A 5844-nucleotide genomic window follows, 5' to 3' on the forward strand; every position below is an offset into this window, starting at 1 on the left:
CCTGGAGGCCGGTCAGCCGCGCGCGGCGCGGGGACGCCCGCACGACGCGGGGACGCCCGCACGACGCGGGGACGCCCGCACGACGCGGGGACGCCCGCACGACGCGGGGACGCGCTGGGGCCAGGTGGCGGCGGCTGCGCGAGGGTCAGGTGGCGGGGACGTCAGCCGGGACGGTCAGGGTGGGGTCGTCGATGTCGAAGTAGGTCGGCCAGGGGCGGCGGCGCCCCATCCGCAACAGGCGCACCAGCGGGCGGCCCCGCGCCGCGCGGGCGTCGCGGACCAGGTCGGTGTGCACCTGACGGGCCAGGGCGAGCCGCCGGCTGGCGCCGATCACCGCCTCGCAGCCCGGGTCCGCCGGGTCCAGCTCCACCGCCCGCAACTGGCGGGTGAGGTCGTTCTCGGCGGCCTCCCGCTCGTCGGGCTCGGCGTCCAGCGCGATCCGCGCCGCCGCGTACAGCTCGACGCCGTAGCGGCGCTCGGCCAGGACCGCGGCGGCGGCCGCCCGGCGCAGCAGGTGGGCCTCCAGGGCGCGGGCCGCCAGTTCCGCCCGCGCGTGCAGCCGGCCGACCCGCCCGGCGGTCCAGACGAGGTACGCCGCCACCAGCCCGACGACCAGGGCCGCGAGCACCACCCACCACATGCCCGACATCGTCTAGTCCAGCCCCACCCATTCGGTGTCCATGACCCGCCCGTCGGTGGCCTCGATCGCCGCCGCGTACACCTCCAGCACCCGCCGGGCGACCACGGGCCAGTCGAAGGTGGCCACCACCTGGTCGCCGCAGGCGGTCAGCGCGGCCCGGGCGCCGGGATCGTCGAGCAGGTCGGTGAGGGCGGTACGCAGCGCGGCCGGGTCCCCGGTCGGGAAGAGCCGGCCGGCCCGGCCGCCGTCGAGCACCCGGCGGAACGCGTCGAGGTCGCTGGCGACGACGGTCGTGCCCGCCGCGAGCGCCTCGGTGAGGATCATGCCGAACGACTCGCCGCCGGTGTTCGGCGCCACGTAGAGGTGCACGCTGCGCAGCATCCGCGCCTTGTCCTCCTCGGAGACCAGCCCGAGGAAGGTCACCCGGTCCCGCAGGTCGGCCGGGAACCGGCCGAACAGGTCGTCGGCGTCGCCGGGACCGGCCACCAGCAGCCGCAGGCCGGGACGCTGCCGGGCCAGCTCGACGAAGGCGTCGCGCAGGATCGGGAAGCCCTTGCGGGCCTCGGTGAACCGGCCGAGGAACCCGATCGTCCCGTCGCGGCCCGGCGGGCACTCCCCCGGCCAACCCGGGAGGGGCTGCGCGTGGCTGAACTTCGCGACGGCCACCCCGTTGGGGATCTCCACCGCCCCGCCGTCCATGTGCTCGACCTGCACCTTGCGCGCCAGGGCGCTCACCGCGATCCGGGCGGTGATCCGCTCCAGCACGATCTGGAGCACGCCCTGCGCGGCGGCCAGCGCCCGCGACCGGGTCATCGCGGTGTGGAAGGTCGCCACCACCGGGCCGCGGGCGGAGAGCACGGCCAGCAGCGACAGGCTCAGGGTCAGCGGCTCGTGCACGTGCAGCACGTCGAACTCGCCCCGGATGATCCACCGCCGCACCCGCGCGGTGGAGACCGGGCCGAAGGCGATGCGGGCCACCGAGCCGTTGTACGGCAGCGGCAGGGCCCGTCCCGCCGGCACCACGTACGCCGGCAGCGGGGAGTCCTCGTCGGCCGGGGCGAGCACGCTCACCTCGTGCCCGAGCCCGATCAGCGCCTCGGCGAGGTCCATGACGTGGTTCTGCACCCCACCGGGCACGTCGAAGGAGTACGGGCACACGATGCCGATGCGCACGTGCAAACGCCTCCCTTACGCCTGTCCGGCGGCCGGGGAGGGCAGGTTCGCGTCGCCGCCCCTGCCATGCTGGTCCAGCCACATCCGCTGCAACATGTGCCAGTCTTCCGGATGCCGGGCGATGCCCGCCGCCAGACCGTCGGCGATCCGCTGGGTCAGCGACCGGACCCGCTGGTCGAGCGGGCCCTCCTCCGGGCCGGGCAGCGGCAGCGGTCCCTCGATCGAGGCGCACGCCGCGTCCGCCTCGTACCACATCGAGGCGACGTAGAGCGGCGCTCCGGTGCGCAGCGCGAGCAGGGCCGGGCCGGGGGGCATCCGGGTGCGGTGGCCGAAGAACTCGACCTCCACGCCCCGCGCGGAGAGGTCCCGGTCGGCCAGCAGGGGCACCACCGTGCCGGCCCGGACCCGGTCGACCAGCACGTCGAAGGCGTTCCGCTCGCCGCCGTGGGTGGGCAGGATCTCCATGCCCAGGCTGCGCCGGAAGGCGAGGAAGCGCTGGTAGACGCCCTCGGGCTTGAGCCGCTCGGCGACGGTGGTGATCGGCCAGCCGGTCGCCGCGACCCAGGCGCCGGCGGCGTCCCAGTTGCCGGCGTGCGGCAGCGCCACCACCGCGCCCCGGCCGGCCGCCACGTCGGCGGCGAGCTTCTCCTCGCCGTCGAGCCGGAAACCGGCCAGGATCTCCGCCCGGCTGAGCGCGGGCAGCCGGAACGCCTCCAGCCAGTAGCGGGCGTACGAGCGCAGGCCACGACGGACCAGCTCGTCGAGCTCGGCCTCCGGCAGGTCGGGGCCGACCACCCGGCGAAGGTTCGCGCGCAGTCGGGCCGTACCCCCGCCGCCGCGACGGTGGGCGCGGTCGGCGCCCGCCCGGAACGCCGCCGCCGCGACGGACCGGGGCAGCGCGCGGATCACGCGCCACCCGGCGATGTAGCCGAGCTCGGTGAGGTTCACCGGCGCCGGCCCTCCGGCCCCGGCCGACCGGCGGGTGTCGCGCTCACCCCTGCCCGCCCGGGGTGTGCACCCGCTGGGCCTGGCGGTAGACGTGCGCCATCCGCTGGCCGACGGTGAAGATCGACACGGCGGCCAGCAGCCAGAGCGCGATCTCCAGCGCGGGCTTGACGTTGAAGCCGGTGAGCAGCCCGCCGACGCCAACGATGAGCAGCCGCTCGGTGCGCTCGGCGATGCCCACGTTGCAGGTCATGCCGAGCCCCTCGGCGCGGGCCTTGACGTAGGAGACCAGCCCGCCGGCGGCCAGGCAGAGCAGCGCGGCGGCGACACCCGAGTACTGGTGCTGGGTGGCCAGCCAGTACGCCACCGCACCGAAGACGGCGCTGTCGGCGACCCGGTCCATGCTCGAGTCGAGGAACGCCCCGAACTTCGTCGAGCCCCCGCTCATCCGGGCCATCGTCCCGTCGAGCAGGTCGGTGAGCGCGAAGAAGGTGACTATCAGGGCCCCGGCGACCAGATGACCGCGGGCACCGAAGCCGAGTGCGCCGACGAGCACCCCGAGGGTGCCCGCCACGGTGACCGCGTTGGGAGTTACGCCCGCTCGGAGCAGGCGGCGTGCGACCGGCTCGACGACACGGGTCATCCCCGCGCGGGCCGACACTTGGAAGATCTTCGCCATGGCGGTCCCACGATAACGGTCCGCGTAGCAGCAGCGGTACGGCCGGTCAGGCGACCCGCGGGGACGGAGCCTTGTGTCGGCCCCGGATCGGGTGTGAGATCGAGGCAGGGAAGTGAGCCAGCTCACCCACCCGCCCGTTGATTACCCGCAAACCGGCACCACACCGGAGGATGTCGCCGCGGAACCCGACCGGGCCGCTTCCCCGTCGCGCGCGGCGGTCGCCACCAACCACGGCTGAGGGAGGTGCGCCCCATGGCGCAGAAGAGTCAGGAGAAGGGGGCCGCCGGCGGCGTGCCGGTGGTGACCGAGCCCGGCAGGATCCGCAACGTGGTGCTCGTCGGGCACTCCGGAGCCGGCAAGACGACCCTGGTCGAGGCGCTGCTCGCGGCGAGCGGCACGATCGGCCGGGCCGGCAACGTCGCCGACGGCACCACCGTCTGCGACCACGACCCGGCAGCCGTACGCCAGCAGCGCTCGGTGAGCCTGGCCTGCGCGCCGCTGCTGCACGACGGCGTCAAGGTCAACCTGCTCGACACCCCCGGCTACGCCGACTTCGTGGGCGAGCTGCGGGCAGGCCTGCGGGCCGCCGACGCGGCGCTGTTCGTGGTCTCCGCCGTCGACGGGATGGACGCCGCCACCGCCGCCCTCTGGGAGGAGTGCGCGGCGGTCGACATGCCCCGGGCGGTCGCCGTGGCCCGGCTGGACCACCCGCGCGCCGACTTCGACGAGGCCGTGGCGCTGTGCCAGCGGGTCTTCGGCGACAACGTGCTCCCGCTCTACCTGCCGATGCTCGGCGACGACGGGATCTCCACCGTCGGCCTGCTCGGCCTGATCACCCGCCGGGTCTTCGACTACACCGCCGGGCTGCCGGCCGAGGTACGCGAGCCGGACCCGGAGCACCTGCCCGCCATCGTCGAGTCCCGCAACGAGCTGATCGAGGGGATCATCGCCGAGAGCGAGGACGAGACCCTGATGGACCGCTACCTCGACGGGGAGGAGATCGGCACCGACGTGCTCGTCGACGACCTGGAGAAGGCGGTCGCCCGCGGCCACTTCTACCCGGTGGTGCCGGTCTGCGCCGAGACCGGCGTCGGGCTGGACGCGCTGCTGGAGGTGCTCACCGCCGGCTTCCCCTCGCCGCTGGAGCACGAGCTGCCGGCGGTCGCCGGGGTGGACGGCTCCCCCCGGCCGCCGCTGACCTGCGACCCGGACGGCCCGCTGGTCGCCGAGGTGGTCAAGACGACCGTGGACCGGCACGTCGGCCGGGTCTCCCTGGTCCGGGTCTTCTCCGGCACCCTGCGTCCCGAGCAGACCGTGCACGTCTCCGGGCACGGCATGGCCGAGCGCGGCCACCCCGACCACGACGCCGACGAGCGGGTCGGCCACATCTACACGCCGCTGGGCGCGAGCCTGCGCGAGGTGGGCGCCTGCGTGGCCGGTGACATCTGCGCGATCACCAAGTCGGGCAGCGCGGAGACCGGCGACACCGTCTCCGCCAAGGACGACCCGCTGCTGATCGCCCCCTGGGAGATGCCCGAGCCGCTGTTGCCGGTGGCCGTCGTGGCCCGCAGCCGCGCCGACGAGGACGCCCTCGCGCGGAACCTGGCCCGCCTGGTCGCCGGCGACCCCACCATGCGGCTGGAGCGCAACCCGGAGACCCACCAGCTGGTGCTCTGGTGCATGGGCGAGGCGCACGCCGACGTGGTGCTGGAGCGCCTGCGCGCCGGCGGGGTGGAGCTGGACACCGAGCCCGTCCGGGTCGCGCTGCGCGAGACGCTGACCGTCGGGGCGTCGGGGCACGGCCGGCACGTCAAGCAGTCCGGCGGCCACGGCCAGTACGCCGTCTGCGACATCGAGGTCGAGCCGCTGCCGCCCGGCGCCGGATTCGAGTTCGTCGACCGGGTGGTCGGCGGGGCGGTGCCGCACAACTACGTCCCCTCCGTCGAGAAGGGCGTCCGCGCCCAGATGGAGCGCGGCCTGGTCGCCGGCCACCCGGTGGTGGACCTGCGGGTGACCCTCGTCGACGGCAAGGCGCACAGCGTCGACTCCTCCGACGCGGCCTTTCAGACCGCCGGGGCGCTCGCCCTGCGCGACGCCGCCGGGAAGGGGCAGCCGGCGCTGTTGGAGCCGATCGACGAGGTGGCGGTCCGGGTGCCCGACTCTTCGGTGGGCGCGGTGATGGGCGACCTGTCCGGCCGGCGCGGCCGGGTGCTCGGCACCGAGGCCGACCCCGAGGCCGAGGGGCGCACCGTGGTCCGCGCCGAGGTACCCGCCACGGAGCTGCTCCGCTACGCGGTCGAGCTGCGCTCCATGACGTCGGGCACCGGCACGTTCCGCCGCCACTTCGTCCGCTACGACCCGATGCCCACCCACCTGGCCGACCCGCTCGTCGGCGTCGTGGTCGGGG

General features: G+C 75.2%; 5 protein-coding genes. 1 reads left to right on the forward strand and 4 read right to left on the reverse strand.

Features of this window, described 5'->3' with window-relative positions; genetic code table 11:
• Positions 1 to 145: 145 nt before the first annotated feature.
• The 4 genes from F6X68_RS29775 to pgsA are packed head-to-tail and all read right to left on the reverse strand — an operon-like array spanning position 146 to position 3437.
• Positions 146 to 640, reverse strand: a complete 495-nt coding sequence (locus F6X68_RS29775) for a hypothetical protein (protein WP_192581594.1) — start codon at positions 638 to 640, stop codon at positions 146 to 148.
• 12 nt (positions 641 to 652) lie between these two features.
• Positions 653 to 1813 carry a glycosyltransferase family 4 protein gene (locus tag F6X68_RS29780; protein WP_151457362.1) on the reverse strand — a complete coding sequence of 387 codons (1161 nt, stop codon included), beginning with the start codon at positions 1811 to 1813 and terminating at the stop codon, positions 653 to 655.
• 15 nt (positions 1814 to 1828) lie between these two features.
• The gene (locus F6X68_RS29785) at positions 1829 to 2761 is read right to left on the reverse strand and encodes a phosphatidylinositol mannoside acyltransferase (RefSeq protein WP_151457363.1); all 933 of its coding nucleotides are present in this window, start codon (positions 2759 to 2761) and stop codon (positions 1829 to 1831) included.
• 43 nt (positions 2762 to 2804) lie between these two features.
• On the reverse strand, positions 2805 to 3437 hold the full coding sequence (gene pgsA, locus F6X68_RS29790; protein ID WP_101409171.1) for a phosphatidylinositol phosphate synthase: 633 nt from the start codon (positions 3435 to 3437) through the stop codon (positions 2805 to 2807).
• A 252-nt stretch (positions 3438 to 3689) separates the two neighbouring features.
• Between pgsA and F6X68_RS29795 the strand changes: the two genes are divergently transcribed.
• Positions 3690 to 5844: elongation factor G-like protein EF-G2 (locus F6X68_RS29795; protein WP_151457364.1), on the forward strand; the 2155-nt coding region annotated here is incomplete at its 3' end.

The sequence above is a fragment of the Micromonospora sp. AMSO12t genome (assembly GCF_008806585.1).
GTDB classification, from domain to species: Bacteria; Actinomycetota; Actinomycetes; order Mycobacteriales; family Micromonosporaceae; genus Micromonospora; species Micromonospora reichwaldensis.

What these genes read in the sequence shown, in the direction of transcription:
- F6X68_RS29775 (WP_192581594.1), bottom strand. Translation starts at nt 640, where the DNA reads ATGTGGTGGGTGGTGCTCGCGGCCCTGGTCGTCGGGCTGGTGGCGGCG.
- pgsA (WP_101409171.1), bottom strand. Translation starts at nt 3,437, where the DNA reads ATGGCGAAGATCTTCCAAGTGTCGGCCCGCGCGGGGATGACCCGTGTC.